The organism is Enteroscipio rubneri (genome assembly GCF_002899715.1).
Lineage (GTDB): Bacteria > Actinomycetota > Coriobacteriia > Coriobacteriales > Eggerthellaceae > Enteroscipio > Enteroscipio rubneri.
The window spans coordinates 90,491-107,045 of record NZ_PPEK01000003.1 but is presented as its reverse complement, the minus strand read 5'-3'; the positions used below and the strand labels follow the sequence as shown (position 1 = coordinate 107,045).

Sequence of the window (16,555 nt, the reverse complement as noted above, 5' to 3'; positions counted from 1 at the left end):
TTAGCGCTCCTCGCGCGAGGCGCGCGCGGCGCTGCGGTAGCGGCCCGGCGTGACGCCGTAGAACGACTTAAACACCCGGGTCATGTGCGCCTGGTCGGAGAAGCCGACACGCGCGGCCGCCTCGGCCGGGGCATCACCGACGGCCAGCAGGTCGCGCGCGCGGTTCGCCCGCACGGCCTGCAGGTAGCGATGGGGCGTGAGGCCCGTCTCGTCGGAGAACGCACGGATGAGGGCGAACCGCGACAGACCGGCGGCTTCGGCCAAATCCGCGAGCGTCAGCTCGGCAGCGTACGCCTCGTCGACGAGCGCCCGGGCGCGAGCCACCGCAGCGACGGCGCCCGTCGGCGCGGCGGACGCCGTCAACGCCGCCCGGCCGCCCTCGCAGCAACGCGCGGCGCGCGCCAGCAGGGCGAGCAGGGCCTCCTCTTCCTCGAGCGGGTCGGCCCCCTCGCTCCAGGCGAACGCGTACAGGCGCGCCATGCAGGCCGAAAGCGACACGTCGCGTGTGACCACCGTCTTGAAGCGATGCGGGCCCGCCACGCCGATCGCCTCGCCCACCACCTGGGAGAACAGCTCGTCGGGAACGACGATGCTGCGATACGCCAGCGGGGCCTCCCCCACGGGCTCGCAACCGTGCACCTCACCCGGCTCGAACAGCACGAAATCGTCGGGTCCCAGCACATGCTCTTCGCCGCGGCAGCGCATGCGGCGGCCGCCGCCCACCATCTGCCCGATGGTCCAGAAATCGTGGAAGTGCAGCGGGAAGGGCTGCACGATGCCCTCGAGCGTGACGAACTCCACGCCCGGACACGGCCCGAACGGCGCGATGCGCCGGTTCTCGGCTCCCATCTCGGGGTCGGCCAAACGAGCGCCCCGCACGTCGGGGCGCTCGTTCCACGCTTCGATCATCTCCATGCAAACCCTTTCGTCCAAGCAGGAAACGATACCACGAACCCGCACGGCCCGCTTGAACGAAATTGCGGGCGGGACGCCGCGACCGGCGCGACGCCCCGAGCTCGCAAGTGCCAAACCCGTACAAATGTTTCACGTGAAACATTCCCGCGGCGATGGGGCGATGGCGCCGCAACGGCGATGGCGCGCCGCTGCGGTCGCCGTTCCCCGTTCTCGCCGCGGAGCGCTACCGCCGTTCGAGCAGATCGCCGCACGTGGAGATCACCGTCACCTCGAAGGACACGTCCTTGCCGCTGCGCTCGAGGGCCGTGCGCGCAGCGTGCTCAAGCCCGCCGCAGCACGGAACCTCCATGCGCGCCACGGTGACCGAGGCGATGTCGTTGCCCGCGAAGACAGCCTCGAGCTTCTGGCTGTAGTCGACGGCATCCAGCTTCGGGCAGCCGACGAGGACGACCCGCCCGCGCAAAAAGTCGCGATGGAAGTCGGCGTAGGCGAACGCCGTGCAGTCGGCGGCGATCAGCACGTGCGCGCCTTGGAAGCACGACGCCCGAACGGGGGCGAGCTTGATCTCCACCGGCCACGTCGTCAGCTCGGAGGGGCGCGGCGCATCGCGGCCGGCCGCGTTCAGCGAGCCCGCGGCGATCTCGGCAGCCCCGTCGGTGGCTCGATCGCGCGCCGCGAGCACGGCCGCCTCGTCGTAGGCTTCGGCCTCGCGTTCGACGAAGGCGATGGCACCGGTCGGGCACGCGGGCAGGCAGTCGCCCAACCCGTCGCAGTAGTCGTCCCGCAACAGGCGGGCCTTACCGGCCACCAGGCCGATCGCGCCCTCGTGGCACGCCGAAACGCACAGGCCGCAGCCGGTGCACGCCACCTCGTCGATCTCGATGATCTTCCGTTTCATACTGTTCCTCCCGCATGCATCCTCGACGTACACCCGCGTACGTTCTCGCCAATTTGCCCGGGAGCATAGCACGTCGCGTCGACAGCCCTCGTTGGAAATCCAACAAGCGAGAATTTCCCTCGCTTTACCCTTGACACGCCTCGCCTCCTCCGTATACTTATGAACAGTTGATCATATGTTGAGAGGTTGACAGGATGAAGCAAAACCAGAGCACAACCGCGACGACGCCCGACGATGGCTCCGCCCCGGCGGAGAGTGCGCACGACAACGGCTGCTCGTGCGGCTGCGCTGAACATGCAGGCGCGTCCGAACCAGGATCCGAGAGCATGCCCGACGAAGAGTTGCTGTACGACTTGGCCGACCTGTTCAAGGTGTTCGGCGACACGACGCGCATCAAGATGCTGTACGCGCTCATGGGCCAGGAGCTGTGCGTCGCCGACCTCGCTGAGCTCATCGGCGCCACGCAAAGCGCCGTGTCTCATCAGCTGCGCACGCTCAAGCAGGCCCGCCTCGTCAAGTTCCAGCGCGACGGCAAGAACGTCATCTACTCGCTGTCTGACGATCACGTGTACACCATGCTCGCCCAGGGCATGACCCACATCTGCGAATAGAGAACGATCGATGCGTACAGATGTTTCACGTGAAACATCTCGCTCGGAGACGGAATCAGGGATAGCGCCGCTCGCGGCGCACGTGAAAGGACGAACTATGCGCAAAGCCTTCAAGCTCCAAGACCTCGACTGCGCGAACTGCGCGGCCAAGATGGAGAACGCCATCTCGAACATCGACGGCGTAAAAAGCGCCACGGTCAGCTTCATGACGCAGAAGCTCGTGTTGGAAGCCGACGACGACCGCTTCGAAGCGGTGCTCGACGAGGCCGAGCGCGCGTGCCGCAAGATCGAGCCGGATTGCGTCATCCTGCGCTAGGACCACTTCAACCAACAAAAGGAGATGCCACTATGCCCGCAAGAGTCAGCGAGGGCTTTTGCAGCGCCCCAGATTGCCCCGCCGCGCGGCCGCGCGTGCTTCGCACGCAAGGGACAGCACACAAGGGGCAAGACGAGGTGCTGCGGAAGCCCGCAGCGTCGATGTGTTCCGCCGCTTCGTCAGAATGGCGGAACCCCAGATGAACAAGAAACAGAAACGCACGAGGAACCGCATCGTCCTCGCCATCGCGCTGTTCGTCGTCGTGTACGTCGTGGCGGAGCTGCTTCCGCTGTCGACGTGGCTCGGTAGCGAGACGACTGCGCTGTGGGTGGAGTTCGCGCTGTTCCTTGTCCCCTACCTCATCGCCGGCTACGACGTGCTGCTGCGCGCGGCGAAGAACATCGGCCACGGCCAGGTGTTCGACGAGAACTTCCTCATGAGCGTGGCCACCATCGGCGCCTTCGCGCTGGTGCTGTTCCCCGACAGCGACCCGCACATGGCCGAAGGCGCGGCCGTTATGCTGTTCTACCAGGTGGGCGAGCTGTTCCAAAGCTACGCCGTGGGTAAATCGCGCAAGTCCATCGCCGACATGATGGACATCGCGCCCGACTTCGCCAACGTGGAGCGCGACGGGCGGCTCGTGCAGGTGGACCCCTACGAGGTGGCCGTGGGCGACGAGATCGTCGTCAAAGCCGGCGAGCGCGTCCCGCTCGACGGCGTGGTGGTGAGCGGCACGTCGCAGCTCGACACCGCGGCCCTCACCGGCGAGTCGGTGCCGCGCGAGGTGCGCGAAGGCGATGAGATCATCTCGGGCTGCGTCAACATGACCGGCCTCATCACCGTGCGCGCGACCAAGCCCTTCGGCGAGTCCACCGTGAGTCGCATCCTCGAGCTCGTGGAGAACGCAGCCGAGAAGAAGGCCAAGACCGAGAACTTCATCACCCGCTTCGCACGGTACTACACCCCGGCGGTCGTCGGCATCGCGGTGCTGCTGGCCGTCGTGCCGCCGCTCGTGCTGGGCCAGAACTGGTCCGACTGGGTGCAGCGCGGGCTGATCTTCCTCGTGGTGTCGTGCCCCTGCGCGCTCGTCATCAGCGTGCCCCTGTCGTTCTTCGGCGGCATCGGCGGCGCCTCGCGCCTCGGCATCCTCGTGAAAGGCAGCAACTACCTGGAGACGCTCGCCGGCACCGAGACGGTCGTGTTCGACAAGACCGGCACGCTCACCGACGGCTCGTTCAACGTGGTTGCCGTGCACCCCGCCTCCGGCATCGACCCCGACCGGCTGCTGTCCATCGCGGCGCACGCCGAGGCGTACTCCAACCACCCGATCGCCCTGTCGGTTCGCGCGGCCTACTCGGGGCCCATCGACCAGCAGCGCATCGACGACGTGCAGGAGCAGAGCGGCCACGGCGTGCGGGCGCGCATCGACGAGCACGTGGTGCTCGTAGGCAACGACAAGCTCATGAGCGAGTGCGGCGTGGGCTGCCACGACTGCGAGCTGACCGGCACCATCCTGCACGTGTCGCTCGACGGCGACTACATCGGCCACATCGTCATCGCCGACGTCGTGAAGCCCGACGCGGCCGAGGCCGTCGCCGCCTTGCGCGCGGCCGGCGTGAAGAAGACCGTCATGCTGACGGGCGACCGCGCCGACGTGGCCGCCGCCGTGGCGAAGGAGCTGGGCATCGACGAGTTCCGCGCGCAGCTTCTGCCCCAGGACAAGGTCGCGGAGGTGGAGAAGCTCCTCGAGGAGACGCACGAGAGGGGTTCCGGGAAGGGCAAGCTGGCGTTCGTGGGCGACGGCATCAACGACGCGCCCGTGCTCACCCGCGCCGACATCGGCATCGCCATGGGCGCGATGGGCTCGGACGCGGCCATCGAGGCGGCCGACGTCGTGCTCATGGACGACAAGCCGTCCAACATCGCGCGGGCGATCGGCATCGCCCGCAAGACCATGGGCATCGTGTGGCAGAACATCGTGTTCGCCCTCGGCGTGAAGTTCCTCGTGCTGATCCTGGCGGCGGTGGGCATCGCGAACATGTGGCTGGCCGTGTTCGCCGACGTGGGCGTGGCCGTGATCGCCATCCTCAACGCCATGCGCGCCATGAACGTGAGAAAGTAGCGGGCCACAAGGGTCCGGCTGTTGATAAACCGCTGCGATGCCGCCCAGGGGCGGCATCGCACGTTTGGCCAGACGGGAACGCTAGCCTGGCGTTTTCGCCAGGCGGCAGCCAGCTTGGGAAGTCGGCGCTGCAGGGTGTGATTTGCAGTGGCGCAAGAAGTCGGAACGATACTTCCTTCGCCCTTCGATACAGGGCGAAGTTTGCTCTTGACACTCATTGCGGTATATATGTCGGATGCATCCCACTCTGCGCACGGTAACATCGCGCCGATGAGTCGGCAACGGTTGCGCGACTGCTCGCGAACCAAGATCGCGCTGCGTCCGCTCTTTGTTAGGCTGATCCGCATGGACACGCGAAAAACAACTGAAACACCCGCCGATCGGCCCATCCGCCCGAAAACGCGACAGGCGCTCATGATCGCGCGCTGGAGCATCGCTCTCGTCTGGGCTGGAGCGGTCGTTGTTTTGTGGCCTGCCATTCCCCGCCTGTTCGCCACCTTCCTGCTGACGTTCCTCTTGACGAACGCGCTGTGGCAGCATGTGCCCCTCAAGCGCGCCTGCATCATGGCGTTCGCGCTCACAGGCTTAGCCGCCATCATCGGCGAACTCGCGCTGGGCACTTCCGACTTCGCCGCAGTGCCGGTACTTTGGCTCGTGGACGCCCTGGGAGCGCTCATCGGCGCGCTCGTTTCCTACATCGCAATGCCGCTCGTCGACCGGGTCTTCAACCCGCAGCGCTAGACGCGCTCCTTCGACATCCGTATCGGGCGCAAGAGCGAACCTCCCTGCCTGCCCCATTCCGAAGATCTTGCCTTCAGCTGTTCCTTGTCTGCGCGGCCACGCTTTTTCTGCTACCGTGTTCGCAAACGTCCGCAGGAGAAGGAGCCGAGCACATGCGCATACTCATCGTGGAAGACGACGCAGCAATCGTGGCCAGCTTGACCGACCTCTTGCATCGGGAGGGATACGAAACGGAGCATGCCGACGGACAAGGCGCAGCCGCGACGCTCTTGACGAGCGCACGGTTTGACCTCGCGCTCGTCGACGTATCACTCGCGCAAGGCAACGGGTTCGCCGTGTGCGCGGCAGCGAAGGCGGTCGAACCCGCGCCGGCCGTGATATTCCTTACGGCCTCGGACGACGAATACAGCACCGTGGCCGGCCTCGATATGGGCGCCGACGACTACATCGCCAAACCCTTCCGCGCCCGCGAGCTGCTCTCGCGCATCAAGAGCGTCCTGCGCCGCACATCGGGATCGTCTGCGACCCTGCACCTGGGAGACGTGGAAGTGGATCCAACGGCCGCCGTCGTGCGCAAAGCGGGACGCGAGGTGCAGCTGACCGCGTTGGAGTATCGGCTGCTTCTGCTGTTCGCGCAGAGCCAGGGTCGTCTGGTCACGCGCGAGCATGTGCGCAACGCCATCTGGGACAGCGCCGGCGAGTATGTGAGTGACAACACGTTAAACGTGTACGTGAAGCGCCTGCGCGACAAGATCGAGGACGACCCGGCCGACCCCAAGCTCGTGCTCACGATGCGCGGCTTGGGATACAAGGCGGGCCCCGTCGAGGAAGGAGGCGCACGATGAGCCTTCTGCGCAATCGCTCCTTCGCGGTGGAGCTCGCCGTGCTGGCGGCTGCGCTCGGCGTCGTTGACGCGCTCGCATGGGCACTCGCCGGGCCGGGCGCGGGGCTTGCGGCGCTGACGTCCCTCGCCCTTGCCTGCGCCCTCTTCGCCGCATTTTCAACCCGGCGCTACCGCGAGATTGCGCGCCTGGCCGCCGAGGTGGACGAGGTGCTGCACGGCGGCCGGCGCATCGATTTCGCGGACTACCGCGAGGGAGACGTGGCCGTGCTCAAGAACGAGCTGGCGAAGATGACGGCCGCGCTCGCGGGGGCCACCGAGCGCCTCGGGAAGGAGAAGGCCGCGCTCGCCGATGCGCTCGCCGACGTGTCGCACCAGATAAGAACGCCGCTCACGGCGATCGGCCTCCTGGTGCCCGCCATCGAGGACGCTGCGGGCCCCGCCGAGCGCACGCGCGCCCTGCGCGAGCTAGAGACGCTCGTGGAGCGTGTGGGGTGGCTCGTGACCACGCTCCTCAAACTGGCGAAGGCCGACGCCGGGGCCATCCGCGTGCAGGCCGCGCCCGTGGACGTGGAGCGCCTCGTACGCGACGCGCTCGCTCCGCTAGCAGGCGCGTTCGACCTACGCGGCGTGGCCTGCGAGGTGGACGTGGCGCCGGGGACGTCGTTCACGGGGGATGCCGCCTGGTCGGCCGAGGCGCTTGGCAACGTGCTGAAGAACTGTCTGGAGCACACGCCCGCCGGCGGCACGGTGCGCCTGAGCGCCTCGGAGGACGCGGTGGCGCTCAGGCTGCGCGTGACCGACACGGGCCCCGGCATCACACCCGAGGACGTGCCGCACCTGTTCGAACGCTTCTACCGCGGGGCAGGCTCCGAGGGCTTCGGCATCGGACTCTCTCTCGCCCGTTCGCTTGTCGCCGCGCAAGGCGGCACGCTGCGCGCCGGAAACGACCGTGCGACCGGCGGCGCGCAGTTCGACTTCACGTTTCCCAAGATGGTGGTATAACGCGCGGAACTTCAGCGAGGTTCAAGATGACAATTTCGTAATGCGGGTTTCATGCCGGTGCAACCGCGCGATGGGACACTGTCCGTAGAGGCTCAAGCGAGAAAGGCAGAAACCTATGGACATCCTCACGGTCGAGCATCTGACGAAGGTGTACGGGCAGGGCGCGACGGCGCTCAAGGCGCTCGACAACGTATCGCTCTCCATTGCCCAGGGCGAATTCGCGGCCATCGTGGGCTCGTCGGGTTCCGGCAAGTCGACGCTGCTGCACCTCATGGGCGGCGTCGACCGCCCCACGTCGGGCACCGTGCGCCTGGCCGGCGCCGATGTGTATGCGCGCTCCGACGAGGAGCTCGCGGTGCTTCGACGGCGCGAAGTGGGACTGGTCTACCAGTTCTACAATCTCATTCCCGTGCTCAACGTGGTGGAGAACATGACGCTACCCGTACTCATGGACGGCCGACCTGTCAACGAGGAGCGCTTGCGCACGCTGCTCGACGGCCTGGGGCTGCGCGGCCATGAGGGCTTTCTGCCCAACCAGCTCTCCGGCGGCCAGCAGCAGCGCGTGGCCATCGGGCGCGCGCTCATGAACGCGCCTGCCGTGGTGCTCGCCGACGAGCCCACCGGCAACCTCGACTCGCGCAACTCTCTTGAGATCATGGCGCTTCTGCGCGATTCGAACCGCCATTTCAACCAAACGCTCGTCGTCATCACCCATGATGAGGACGTCGCCTGCGCGGCCGATCGCGTGATCGCCATCGAGGACGGGTGCGTCGCCTCCGACGAGAGGCGGCGCTAGCATGGGCATCTTCACGCGCTTCACGCTGCGGTCGCTCGCCAGAAACCGCGTGCGCACCGCCGTCACCGTGGCGGGCATCGCGCTTTCCACAGCGCTTATGACCGCCGTGCTAACAAGCGTCGGTAGCATGCAGGCGGCGCTCTTGGAGCGCACCGTTGCTGACGAGGGATCGTGGCACATCTTCACCACCGATGTATCCGACGAGGCGCTGAACGCACTTGAAGCCGACGGTCGGACAAGCGACATCGCGACGTTCGAAGAGTTGGGCTCGGCCAGACTCTCGGAGGAGGAGTCGTACACCTACGGCGAGTTCGTGGCGGTGCGCACGCTGCCCGAGGAGGCAAAAGGTTCTTTCAATCCGGACGGCCAGCCGCTCGCCATCATGCCCGAACTCGTGGAAGGGCGCATGCCCGAAGCGGCGGACGAGATCGTGCTTCCAGACTACGCGCGCGGCGCAGAGCTGGGCGCTGACGGCGAAGGCGGAGCGCGGACAAGCGGACCTCTTGCCGTGGGAAGCATGCTCTCGCTCGATCTGGGAACACGCCTGTACGATGACGGAAGCGGCGAGCCCGTCGTGCTGAGCAGCGTCGACGAATGGCTACACTCCGTCGAACAGGGCACCGGCACGGTGAACGAAGAACTGGGCGACGTGTCCGAGCGGACGTACCGGGTGGTGGGATTCTACGAACGCCAGTCTCCTTTCACGGGCAACAATTTCACCGCAGCGTACTCCTCTATCGTGGCGCTCACGACCCCTGACGAAACAGAAGGTGCACTCACGGGCGCCTACGTGCGCACGCAGGGCATCGGCAGCCTGGAGGACATGCAGGCGCTCATGGTCGAGGCCACCGGCGTGGAAAACGATGCCTCGACGCATTTCCACACGAACATCTTTCGCTATCTCGGCGTATCAGATGACCGGCCCATCTGGGGGACGCTCTGGTCCATCGCGGCCGTACTCGCGCTCGTGATCGTCGTGGCATCGGTGTCGCTCATCTACAACGCCTTCGCCATCTCGGTGGCGGAACGCACGCGCCAGTTCGGTCTCCTTGCTTCACTCGGAGCGTCGAAACGACAGCTTAGGCGCACGGTGGTGACCGAGGCGCTCGTGCTGGGGATCGTGGGCGTGCCGCTGGGGCTCGCGCTCGGCGTGGCTGGGACAGCTGGTGCTTTCGCCGTGTCGCAGGAAGCGTTCGTTTCGATCGTCGGCTCCGGAAGCGGCGTACCCGTGCAGGTGGACCCGCTTATGCTGGCCGCCGCCGCGGCGCTCTCGTTCGCAACGCTCGCGGTCAGTGCCTGGGTACCGGCCCTACGAGCAAGCCGCGTATCAGCCGTCGATGCTATCCGCCAGACGCAGGACGTGCGCCTGTCCAAACACGCCATACGCAGCTCGGCTGCAGGAGCATCGTCTGGAAATCTCGTCAAACTCGGTTTCGCTGGCCGGATCTTCGGCATGCCGGGCTTCGTGGCGCACCGCAACCTCTCCCGCTCGGCATCCCGCGGACGCACCGTGGTCGCTTCCCTTGCAGTGAGCGTCGTGCTTATCGTTGCCACCGGCAGCCTGGCGGCCGCGATGTCCCCCATTGCCGACCGCGCGGGCCGCGGCGGTGCGGCAAGCGAAGCCGACATCATCGTATCTGCCCATGTCGAGCCGACAGCCACCGGCATGGTCGACGATCTGTCGGATCACGGTGAAGACCTCGATCGATTCCTTGACGAGACGCGCAGTATCGAGGGACTCGAGTTCCTCGGCTCAACGCGGCAAGGTCAAGCTGAGGGCATCATCCCCGCCACCATGATCACGCCCGAGGCGAAAGGCGTGCGCGAGCGCATCGATGCCGAGCGCAACGCAGATTTCGTGCCCCCGAGTTTCGGCGAGCAAGGCGACTATTACGGCTCCGTATCGCTGTTCTACCTCGATGACGCTTCCTGGCGCGCACTCGTGGCCGAGCTCGGTCTTGACGAGATCGAGTACACCGACCCGGACAACGTGCGCGCTCTCGGACTCAACACGTTTCAGGAGACGCTCATGGATGGGACCTACGTGTCGGCCGTGCCGTTCGCGAGCACGGGAAGCATCGACCTTTACGCCATCGACCGCCCCGAAGGATTCGCTTTCATGGGCATTCTCGACAGCGCCGAAGGACCGCTCGTATCCTACATGAACGTGGTGGATCCTAAAGCTCCTGCGCAGACGGTTCCGCTCGATGATGTTGCGACGCCGATCCCGATCGAGGTAGGCGCGCTCGCAGATGAGGAGCCGGACGCTCTCGGCGCCGTCGGTGCAAGCGGACAGTTCCCCGCGCTCATCCTGCCCGAAAGCGCTGCAGCATTCAATGGCGACTACCAGACCAGCCCATTCACGTACTCGTTCGCGGGCTTCTCGTTCAAGGCCTCCGATCACGCGAAGGCCGCCGAAGAGCTGGAGAAGATGGCTGCAGGCTTCGAAGGCGTCTCCATCAACGTGAGCGACCTCGCAGAGAGCGCCCGCCAGGACCGCCTCGTGATGCAGGCCGTGCAACTGTTCGTGATGTGCTTCTCCATCATCATGGCCCTCATTGCAGTGGCGAACGTGTTCAACACGCTGGCTAACAGCATCATCCTGCGTACGCGGGAGTTCGCGGTGCTGAAGTCGGTGGGTATGGGCAACCGCGCGTTCGCCCGGATGCTCACCTATGAATGTGTAAGTTATGCCGTGCGGGGTCTGCTTATCGGCCTTGCGGCGGCTGCGGCGGTAGCATGGGCGCTACATCAGGCGACCGCGATGACGTTCGCGGGCACGACGTTCTCGCTGCCATGGTCCTACGTCGGAGCCGCAGTGGGCGTGGTGCTCGCGGTGCTGGCGCTCAGCGTTGCCTACGCGCTCGCTCGTGCTCGCGCCGGCAGCATCGTGGAGGCCCTGCGCGACGACGCAATCTAGGGGTTCTTCATGAGCAAAGAAGATGGTCGGGACGCATGAGGAAGGGGCCTGGCGCCCCTTCCTCGCATGGTGGGTAGACTCGGCTGCCGGCTTAGATTCGGCTGTTCCTCGCGGTTTTAACGATGGAGTCGACTGCGTCGATGACGAGCGCAACCACAATGAAGCCGCAGAACGCCACCTGCACATTCGACACCGCCCAAAGAACCGGCCCCTCCAACGCGAGGCCCGATGACTGCATCGCCTGAACGATTGCTTGAGCGTCAACCAGATGGAAATTCGTTAGCCAGAAGACGGCAAGCACTGCGACCACAAGATCGCTGACGAGCGTGACCGCCAGCAGGCGCTTCGTGTAACGGCCTTCCACCAACTTGAAGCTTTCGGCGCCGACGCACACGACCGTCCAAGCTATGATGACCCACGCCGACGCACGGATGGCCTCGGCGTTGAAGGGTTCGAGCCGCATACCGTCACTGCGGTGGCTGAGCGCGTTCAATACATCGGGGAACAGCAAGAGCACGACGGCACCGACGATAGAGAATACGATGCCGACAACTGCATCGCCACGCGCAGGGTTTCTCGTCTCGCGCGGCACGGGCGGCAGATCGTCGAGCGAGCCCATCACCTCAACGTCGATGCCGCGGTGCGAGAAGAAGGCGAACAACGCGGTGACAAACGCGAAAGCGAAGACGAGCGCTGCGATGAGCGAGCCGATCCCTTCGAGCACGCCGCCGAGAACGCCCCCCTGCGTGCCCGTCGCGAGAGACAGCGCGCCGGCTACGAGCATGCCGCCGGCCACGCAAGCGAGCACGATCTTCAGCACGTAGAGATACTGCGCGTAGTACGGCTGGCCGATGAGGCACGCGTTCTCGTCGGCGGTGTACTTGCGAACCATCTCGCCCGGAGTTCCAAGCTCGGTGAGCACGACGCGCACATCCTTCTGTGCAGGCGGCATGCTTCCGCAACGCTCCTCGAGCATGTCGGAGATGAGCGTGCGCAGTTCTTCAGCCACGTCGTCGCGCTGCTTCGCAGGCAGGTGCCGCGTGACGGCGTACAGGTAGCGCTCGATCATATCGTTATCTCGAATCGTCATTGCACCCCACCTCCGTTACCGTCACTATCATCGCTACAGCAAGAAACGCTGCCAGGACGATCACTTTCATCAGCGTGCCCGTAACCGCTTCCGCCGGCATCCTCGCCGCCGGAGCCGTCTACGGCGACGCGCAGCAAGGCATTCACGCCGCCGCACAGAACCTGCCATTGCTCCTCGACCTCGCTCAGCACGCGCAGGCCCTCGGACGTGGTGCGGTAGTACTTGCGCGGTTTCGATCCACCGTGATCCCACTTGCTTTCTAACAGCCCCTGCGACTCGAGTCGCCGCATGAGCGGGTATAACGTGTTAGCCTCGATGGGTATGCCGTGGTCGGCGAGCGACTTCACCAGCGCGTATCCGTACGCGGGCTCGCGCAGCCGACTGAGCACCAGCATCACGAGCGTGCCGCGGCGAAGTTCCAGCACCATGCTCGACACGATGTCGTTACGATCCATGCATCCCTGCCCCTTCTCGCTTAGTGTGTGTCGCACACTATACCATAGATTGCACATTAGCGTGCGACGCACAGTAAAAGGTTCGCAGATTGGCGATTGCGATGCGATCGCACGATCCTTTCGTTTGTGCGCACTGTTGGATGTCGGCAACTTGGATTCGGGGAACCGTACCTTCCGGATCAGAGAAGCCCCAGGTAGGCAACCATGCCTTTCGAAAGAGAAAAACTGTGCTGAGCGAACAGATCGCATAGGCGAAAAACCGTGCAGCTTCCTAGTCGCGCGTTCCTCCTACAGTTCATCCGGTATACTCGCCCCAGCGAAAAAGACCGATGACAGGAGGCGGGGATGGCCCGCATGACCGACGAGGAGTTCGAGACCGTGGTCGAGGAGGCTCTCGCGAACATACCCGAGCGGTTCCTCCGGGCACTCGATAACGTGGCGATTGTGGTAGAGAGCGAACCCGATGATTACCACTTCGACATTCTGGACGAGCCCGGCTGTCGAGGCGCATCGGTGCGCAAGGACGAACTCTTAGGCCTGTACGACGGCGTGTCCCTCGTCGATCGTGCCGACGGCTACGAAGGCGACCTGCCCGATGTGATCACCGTATTCAAAGGACCGCACGAGCGCTGCTTCCGCTCGCGCGCGGAGCTGGTGGATGAGGTCGGCAAGACGGTGGTGCACGAGATAGGCCACTACTTCGGCATCGACGATGCGCGCCTGCACGAAATGGGCTACTGAACCTTCCTTTTTGCTCGCTCGTCGTTTACAACGGCTGCTCCACGTCTGCGACGAGGACGCATCTTGAGCGAAGGCGCTTGAGCGATCGCCACACCGACTAGGATGGCGAGCACGCCTGCCACCTGCACAACGTCGACGGTTTCCCCCAGCACAACAAGCGACACGAAGATGCCGCACGGAAGCTCCGAAGCGGCGAGGATCGTGGATACGCCCACCGGCAGTTTCGGCGTGCCGATACCGAACAAGAGCACGGGAACGAACAGCACCGTCACTGCCAGCAGCACGCCATAGCCCGCAATACCCTCGAAAAGCACGCCGGAAGGGAAATAGCCCGGACACACAGCCATGCCAACCAGGAGCGACCCGCAGCAAATGAAGAATCCGCGCTGAAAGGCCGGCATGTCGTTCTCGACATGGCCCGACAGGTACATAAACACTGCGCACGTCACCGCCGAGAGCAGCCCGCACACGATGCCGATCGGATCGAACGACGCAAAGTCCACGTCAGCCGAGAGAAGCCCGCTCGCCAGCACGGTACCCGCCATGATGACGGCCGCGGCGCCCACCTGAGCAGCTTGAGGCGGTTTGCGTGTGACAACCACCTGAATGACGATGCCGATCCAGGTGAATTGAAACAAAAGCGTGATGGCTACAGCCACCGGCAGCTTCGAGAGAGCGATGCTGTACAGCACGCCTGTGATGCAGGTGGCGACGCCGGTTCCCATGAGCTTGAACAACTTGCGGGCATTCATGTGCGCCGCGCTTCGGTTGCGCGCCGCCTCGCCGACGAACGCGAGGCCGAACAGGAGCGTGCCAAACAGCGCCTGGCTCATGACCGTCTGAGGCCATGTGAAACCGGCGGCGAACGCGCTCTTCGCCACCGTGCCCATGGCGCCGTAGCTGGCGCCACCCAAAAAGACGGCGAGTGCATATTTCAGCAGCGGAGAATGCATGCCGACGATGGTAGCACAGGGCCGTACCGCAGGCATGGAGAACTCGCACTACAACAACGCGATCTCCTGTTCGATGGCCTGAATATCGGCATGCGGCGAAGTAAGCGCACGATAGAGGCGAGCAACTTCCTCCCTTAGGTCGAGTTCGCGCTGATCGCTCAAAACGAGAAAGGCCACCTGTAAGTAGAGATTCAGCTCTTTTGCGCTTTCGAGCCGACTCGAATCGCAGCTTTCCGTGCATGCGGCCCGATCATGCGCAAGAGCATAGAGCATGCCCTTTGTCACGCGTCGCATGCGCGTGAAACTGGTTTTGCGTTCGCGATGCGCCTGGTATTGAGGCAGGAACAATGCGACCGCCACCGCCGAGATCTCGGCGAAAGCCGTGAACCATTCAGGGAGCGAAACCGGGTCCATAGCAGCGTCTCCTTTCCTTATCAAGCTTGACTGTACTCCAGCGCAACCTTGCCGGACACGCACTATGCGCTTCTTGTTGAGAGGCGCTTCCCTACCCGTTGCCCGTCCAAGCGCCGAAGGCGGACGGTGCCGGCCACGCTTCCACGTTTTCTGCAAATTATCGAGCTCACAACCATATCATCGGGAGAAACCTGCGCCATCCGGTATAATTTCCCCCAGAACATCACCGAGCACGAGGAGGTCCCCGCATGGATTCCAACAAGCGCCCTGAAGACATGGAGCGAATCACCACGCCCGAGCTGGCGAGCGCGTTCATCGACGAGCAGGTGGAAGCCGTGCGCGCCCAGGTGGGCGACCAAAAGGTGCTGCTGGCGCTGTCCGGCGGCGTGGACTCGTCCGTGGTGGCGGCGCTCTTGATCAAGGCTATCGGCAAGCAGCTCATCTGCGTGCACGTGAACCACGGCCTCATGCGCAAAGGCGAGAGCGAACAGGTGGTGGACGTGTTCCAGAACCAGCTCGACGCGAACCTCGTGTACGTCGACGCCTCCGAGCGCTTCCTCGATCTGCTCGACGGCGTGGCCGAGCCCGAGGCGAAGCGCAAGATCATCGGCGCCGAGTTCATCCGCGTGTTCGAGGAGGAGGCCCGCAAGGTGGGCGACGAGGTGAGCTTCCTCGCGCAGGGCACCATCTACCCCGACATCCTGGAGTCCGACGGCGTGAAGGCGCACCACAACGTGGGCGGTCTGCCCGACGATCTGCAGTTCGAGCTGTGCGAGCCCGTGAAGCTGCTGTACAAGGACGAGGTGCGCGTCATCGGCCGCGAGCTCGGGCTGCCCGAGGGCATGGTCGAGCGCCAGCCGTTCCCGGGCCCGGGCCTGGGCGTGCGCTGCCTCGGCTCCATCACGCGCGACCGCCTCGAGGCGCTGCGCGAAGCCGACGCCATCCTGCGCGACGAGTTCGCCGCGGCCGGCCTCGAGGGCAAGGTCTGGCAGTACTTCGTGAGCGTCCCCGACTTCCGCGCCACCGGCGTCCGCGACGGCGTCCGCGCGTTCGAGTGGCCCGCCATCATCCGCGCGGTGAACACGGTGGATGCCATGACCGCCGAGGTCCCCGAGCTGGATTGGGCGCTGTTGAAGAAGATCACCGCGAGGATCCTCGCCGAAGTCCCCGGCATCTGCAGGGTGGTCTACGACCTCACGCCGAAGCCGATCGGGACGATTGAGTGGGAATAGAAGAATCGCTGAAAGGAGTTGTCATGAACAAGGAGACGTTCGATTACGTGACCGAGCGCGTGGACACGCTCGCGGATTCCGAATTCAGCACGCAGGTGACAAAGGATGCTGCGCAGGCATGGAAGGATGCAGTAGCAGCCAATTCGAGCGACGCTGCTATCGATGCGGCAACGAACGACCTGCTCGACGTCCTCGAAGGGCGCCCGACGACGATCGACGGCGTGATCGCCTTCTTGCAAGGGCCGGCAATCGAGATGCTTGGCGAAGACGCGGCTGCAAGCGCGCTTGCAGCCCAACAGCAACGCAAGGAGGCGGGTGCGAAGTACTGCGATTGCGAGGCATGCTCTGCAGCCACGGAGATCCTCGCGAAGTTCGACCGCATAGAACTCTGATAGCGAGAAATCGGAGCCTCCCACCGAGTCCGATAAACGATCACGAGCCATCGATGCGAAAAACGGGGGCTGCGTACCTTGCGACGCGCAGCCCTCGCTGTACAGGCTTGCTA

General features: G+C 64.8%; 17 protein-coding genes. 11 read left to right on the top strand and 6 right to left on the bottom strand.

The features are described from left to right. Positions 1-915 (bottom strand): helix-turn-helix transcriptional regulator, encoded by a 915-nt coding sequence (locus C2L71_RS04390; RefSeq protein WP_103264556.1) that lies wholly within the window; start codon positions 913-915, stop codon positions 1-3. A 223-nt stretch (positions 916-1,138) separates the two neighbouring features. Continuing rightward, positions 1,139-1,813, bottom strand: a complete 675-nt coding sequence (locus C2L71_RS04385) for an ATP-binding protein (RefSeq protein ID WP_103264555.1) — start codon at positions 1,811-1,813, stop codon at positions 1,139-1,141. A 194-nt stretch (positions 1,814-2,007) separates the two neighbouring features. Here C2L71_RS04385 and C2L71_RS04380 point away from each other — a divergent pair, with 194 nt between their 5' ends. From C2L71_RS04380 to C2L71_RS04345, 8 genes are all read left to right on the top strand, one after another. After that, entirely contained in the window at positions 2,008-2,424 is a 417-nt protein-coding gene (locus C2L71_RS04380; protein ID WP_103264554.1) for an ArsR/SmtB family transcription factor, read from the top strand. Between the two features lie 97 nt (positions 2,425-2,521). Beyond that, entirely contained in the window at positions 2,522-2,740 is a 219-nt protein-coding gene (locus C2L71_RS04375) for a cation transporter (RefSeq protein WP_087189829.1), read from the top strand. Positions 2,741-2,939: 199 nt separating this feature from the next. Further along, a complete protein-coding gene (locus tag C2L71_RS04370; RefSeq protein ID WP_103264553.1) occupies positions 2,940-4,862 on the top strand; it encodes a heavy metal translocating P-type ATPase in 1,923 nt (640 codons plus the stop codon). Between the two features lie 345 nt (positions 4,863-5,207). Next, entirely contained in the window at positions 5,208-5,603 is a 396-nt protein-coding gene (locus C2L71_RS04365) for a hypothetical protein (protein ID WP_129588472.1), read from the top strand. Between the two features lie 152 nt (positions 5,604-5,755). After that, a complete protein-coding gene (locus C2L71_RS04360; RefSeq protein ID WP_103264551.1) occupies positions 5,756-6,448 on the top strand; it encodes a response regulator transcription factor in 693 nt (230 codons plus the stop codon). Then, a complete protein-coding gene (locus C2L71_RS04355; protein WP_103264550.1) occupies positions 6,445-7,449 on the top strand; it encodes a sensor histidine kinase in 1,005 nt (334 codons plus the stop codon). Before C2L71_RS04360 ends, C2L71_RS04355 begins: the two co-directional genes overlap by 4 nt. A gap of 115 nt (positions 7,450-7,564) precedes the next feature. Continuing rightward, entirely contained in the window at positions 7,565-8,245 is a 681-nt protein-coding gene (locus C2L71_RS04350) for an ABC transporter ATP-binding protein (protein ID WP_103264549.1), read from the top strand. 1 nt (position 8,246) lies between these two features. Then, positions 8,247-11,165: an ABC transporter permease gene (locus C2L71_RS04345; RefSeq protein ID WP_103264548.1), complete on the top strand. Its 2,919-nt coding sequence runs from the start codon at positions 8,247-8,249 to the stop codon at positions 11,163-11,165. Between the two features lie 91 nt (positions 11,166-11,256). On the opposite strand, the gene C2L71_RS04340 is transcribed toward C2L71_RS04345, so the two are convergent. Further along, entirely contained in the window at positions 11,257-12,255 is a 999-nt protein-coding gene (locus C2L71_RS04340; protein ID WP_103264547.1) for an HAAS signaling domain-containing protein, read from the bottom strand. After that, positions 12,252-12,710 carry a PadR family transcriptional regulator gene (locus C2L71_RS04335; protein WP_103264546.1) on the bottom strand — a complete coding sequence of 153 codons (459 nt, stop codon included), beginning with the start codon at positions 12,708-12,710 and terminating at the stop codon, positions 12,252-12,254. The genes C2L71_RS04340 and C2L71_RS04335 overlap by 4 nt, the downstream gene beginning before the upstream one ends. A 345-nt stretch (positions 12,711-13,055) precedes the next feature. Here C2L71_RS04335 and C2L71_RS04330 point away from each other — a divergent pair, with 345 nt between their 5' ends. Next, the gene (locus tag C2L71_RS04330) at positions 13,056-13,451 is read left to right on the top strand and encodes a metallopeptidase family protein (protein ID WP_103264545.1); all 396 of its coding nucleotides are present in this window, start codon (positions 13,056-13,058) and stop codon (positions 13,449-13,451) included. Here C2L71_RS04330 and C2L71_RS04325 read toward each other — a convergent pair. Together C2L71_RS04325 and C2L71_RS04320 are read right to left on the bottom strand one after the other, a co-directional pair. Beyond that, positions 13,445-14,440 (bottom strand): DMT family transporter, encoded by a 996-nt coding sequence (locus tag C2L71_RS04325; protein WP_239926344.1) that lies wholly within the window; start codon positions 14,438-14,440, stop codon positions 13,445-13,447. The two genes, C2L71_RS04330 and C2L71_RS04325, sit on opposite strands and share 7 nt — an antisense overlap. Positions 14,441-14,452: 12 nt before the next feature. Further along, entirely contained in the window at positions 14,453-14,818 is a 366-nt protein-coding gene (locus tag C2L71_RS04320) for a transcriptional regulator (protein WP_103264544.1), read from the bottom strand. A gap of 248 nt (positions 14,819-15,066) precedes the next feature. Between C2L71_RS04320 and guaA the strand changes: the two genes are divergently transcribed. Next, entirely contained in the window at positions 15,067-16,050 is a 984-nt protein-coding gene (gene guaA / locus C2L71_RS04315) for a glutamine-hydrolyzing GMP synthase (RefSeq protein WP_103264543.1), read from the top strand. A 23-nt stretch (positions 16,051-16,073) separates the two neighbouring features. After that, the gene (locus C2L71_RS04310) at positions 16,074-16,442 is read left to right on the top strand and encodes a 3-hydroxyisobutyrate dehydrogenase (RefSeq protein WP_103264542.1); all 369 of its coding nucleotides are present in this window, start codon (positions 16,074-16,076) and stop codon (positions 16,440-16,442) included. The last annotated feature ends 113 nt before the right edge of the window (positions 16,443-16,555 follow it).

Coding starts and splice junctions, on each gene's coding strand:
- C2L71_RS04390 (WP_103264556.1), bottom strand. CDS start 915: ATGGAGATGATCGAAGCGTGGAACGAGCGCCCCGACGTGCGGGGCGCT.
- C2L71_RS04385 (WP_103264555.1), bottom strand. CDS start 1,813: ATGAAACGGAAGATCATCGAGATCGACGAGGTGGCGTGCACCGGCTGC.
- C2L71_RS04380 (WP_103264554.1), top strand. CDS start 2,008: ATGAAGCAAAACCAGAGCACAACCGCGACGACGCCCGACGATGGCTCC.
- C2L71_RS04375 (WP_087189829.1), top strand. CDS start 2,522: ATGCGCAAAGCCTTCAAGCTCCAAGACCTCGACTGCGCGAACTGCGCG.
- C2L71_RS04370 (WP_103264553.1), top strand. CDS start 2,940: ATGAACAAGAAACAGAAACGCACGAGGAACCGCATCGTCCTCGCCATC.
- C2L71_RS04365 (WP_129588472.1), top strand. CDS start 5,208: ATGGACACGCGAAAAACAACTGAAACACCCGCCGATCGGCCCATCCGC.
- C2L71_RS04360 (WP_103264551.1), top strand. CDS start 5,756: ATGCGCATACTCATCGTGGAAGACGACGCAGCAATCGTGGCCAGCTTG.
- C2L71_RS04355 (WP_103264550.1), top strand. CDS start 6,445: ATGAGCCTTCTGCGCAATCGCTCCTTCGCGGTGGAGCTCGCCGTGCTG.
- C2L71_RS04350 (WP_103264549.1), top strand. CDS start 7,565: ATGGACATCCTCACGGTCGAGCATCTGACGAAGGTGTACGGGCAGGGC.
- C2L71_RS04345 (WP_103264548.1), top strand. CDS start 8,247: ATGGGCATCTTCACGCGCTTCACGCTGCGGTCGCTCGCCAGAAACCGC.
- C2L71_RS04340 (WP_103264547.1), bottom strand. CDS start 12,255: ATGACGATTCGAGATAACGATATGATCGAGCGCTACCTGTACGCCGTC.
- C2L71_RS04335 (WP_103264546.1), bottom strand. CDS start 12,710: ATGGATCGTAACGACATCGTGTCGAGCATGGTGCTGGAACTTCGCCGC.
- C2L71_RS04330 (WP_103264545.1), top strand. CDS start 13,056: ATGGCCCGCATGACCGACGAGGAGTTCGAGACCGTGGTCGAGGAGGCT.
- C2L71_RS04325 (WP_239926344.1), bottom strand. CDS start 14,440: ATGCCTGCGGTACGGCCCTGTGCTACCATCGTCGGCATGCATTCTCCG.
- C2L71_RS04320 (WP_103264544.1), bottom strand. CDS start 14,818: ATGGACCCGGTTTCGCTCCCTGAATGGTTCACGGCTTTCGCCGAGATC.
- guaA (WP_103264543.1), top strand. CDS start 15,067: ATGGATTCCAACAAGCGCCCTGAAGACATGGAGCGAATCACCACGCCC.
- C2L71_RS04310 (WP_103264542.1), top strand. CDS start 16,074: ATGAACAAGGAGACGTTCGATTACGTGACCGAGCGCGTGGACACGCTC.